This is a genomic window from Allobosea sp. CER48, assembly GCF_044752385.1.
GTDB lineage: Bacteria > Pseudomonadota > Alphaproteobacteria > Rhizobiales > Beijerinckiaceae > Allobosea.
The window spans coordinates 1-1,938 of the sequence record NZ_JBIWYK010000529.1 but is presented as its reverse complement, the minus strand read 5'-3'; the positions used below and the strand labels follow the sequence as shown (position 1 = coordinate 1,938).

1 protein-coding gene is annotated in these 1,938 nt (G+C 68.9%); it reads right to left on the bottom strand.

Features of this window, described 5'->3' with window-relative positions; all coding sequences use genetic code 11:
* Positions 1–6 precede the first annotated feature (6 nt).
* Complete coding sequence (recQ, locus tag ACIPIA_RS15155; RefSeq protein WP_400510745.1) at positions 7–1,845, bottom strand: DNA helicase RecQ; 1,839 nt, start codon at positions 1,843–1,845, stop codon at positions 7–9.
* Between the last annotated feature and the right edge of the window lie 93 nt (positions 1,846–1,938).

The following is a 1,938-nucleotide window of genomic DNA, read 5'->3' as shown; positions in this document are numbered from 1 at the left end:
AAAGGTTCACCCGGGAAAGCTTGCGATCGCCTCGATGAACGCTTCGCCGTACTGCGTCAGCTTGCGTTCGCCGACGCCTTCGATCGCGCGCATCTCGTCGAGGCCGAGAGGCCGCTCGCGCGCCATCGCGATCAGGGTCCTGTCGGTGAAGATGATATAGGCGGCGACGCCTTCCTCGCGGGCGAGCTGCAGACGCAGCTTGCGCAGATGCTCGAACAGGGCCGCCGTGCCCTCGTCGAGGCCGTCGGCGCGCGCCGCTTCGCGTTCGCCGCGGCGGGAGCGACGCTCGGCGAAGGGGTCGCCCCTGAGCGCGATGCTCTCGCGCCCGAACAGGATGTCCTCGCCCTTCGGCGTCAGGCGAAAGCCGCCATGCTCCATGCTGGCTTCGGCCAGCGCCCCGGCGGCGAAGAGCTTGCGCGTCAGCCCCATCCAGGCCGCTTTCGGCCTGTCGGAGCCAACGCCGAACGTCTTGAGCCCGTCATGGTTCTGGCGGCGGATCGCTTCCGTCGTCGTCCCCGTCAGGATATCCGCCAGATGGCCGGCGCCGAAGCGTTCGCCGGAACGGATCACCGCGGAGAGGAGCTTGCGCGCGTCGAGCGTGGCGTCCTGGAGAGCAGGCGCCTCGGCGCTGCAGAGATCGCAGCGGAACGGTGCCTGCCCGTGCCGGCAGGGCGGCGTCTGCTCGCCGAAATAGGCGAGCAGCGCGGTCCGCCGGCAGAGCGCGTTCTCACAGAGATCGATCATGGCGTTGAGCCGCTTGTGCTCGATGCGTTTGCGCTCGTCGTCGACCGGCTTCTCGTCGATCTGCCGGCGCCGCAGGGACATGTCGTCGACGCCGTAGAGGGTAAGCGTATCCGCCGGCAGGCCGTCGCGGCCGGCGCGGCCGATCTCCTGGTAGTAGCCCTCGATCGAGCCGGGCATGTCGGCATGGACGACGAAGCGGACATCCGGCTTGTTGATGCCCATGCCGAAGGCGATGGTCGCGCAGACCACGACGCCGTCCTCCTGCAGGAAGACGTCCTGGTTGCGGTTCCGCTCCGCCTGCTCCAGCCCGGCATGGTAGGCGAGCGCGTTCCAGCCCTTCTCGCGGAGCCCATCGGCCAGGCGCTCGGTCTTGCTGCGCGAGGAGCAGTAGATGATGCCGGAGCCGTTGCGGTGGCGGCGCAGGAAGTCGTCGATCTGCCGGCGCGGCTGTTCCTTCGGCGCGAACGCGAGCTTGAGGTTCGGCCGGTCGAAGGAATGCACAACCATCTGCGGCGGCTGCGGAAACAGCTGCTGCGCGATGTCGGCCTGCGTCTGCCGGTCGGCCGTGGCGGTCAGCGCCGTCACCGGCACGCCGCCGAGCGCCTCGCGCGTCTTGGCGAGCAGCCGATATTCCGGGCGGAAGTCATGGCCCCACTGCGACACGCAATGCGCCTCGTCGATGGCGAGCCTGTTCACGCCGAGGCGCTTCAGGCGGGCGACCAGCCCCTCGCCGGCCAATCGCTCGGGCGAGACGAAGAGCAGGCGCAGCTCGCCGCCATTGAGCTTGTCCCAGGCCTGTGCCGCCTCTTCCTCGCTGTTCATCGAGTTGAGCGAAGCCGCCTGCACGCCGGCCCGGACGAGCTGGCCGACCTGATCGCGCATCAGGGCGATCAGCGGCGACACGACGAGAGTCAGCCCGCCTGCGACGAGTGCCGGCAGCTGATAGCACATCGATTTGCCCGAGCCGGTCGGCATCACCGCGAAGACGTCGCGGCCGGAAAGCGCGGCCTCGATGACCTCCCACTGGCCGGGGCGGAAATCGTCATAGCCCCATACGGATTTCAGGATCGCGCGGGCTTCTGATTCGCGGGATTGCGACATGGAACAGGGGTGTGCCGCAGCCGGGGCCGCTTGGCCAGCTTTTCGCCGCGCTAGCCGCGCGCTGCCAACAGATGAACGAGCGCCGTCAGGGCG

What these genes read in the sequence shown, in the direction of transcription:
- recQ (WP_400510745.1), bottom strand. Translation starts at nt 1,845, where the DNA reads ATGTCGCAATCCCGCGAATCAGAAGCCCGCGCGATCCTGAAATCCGTA.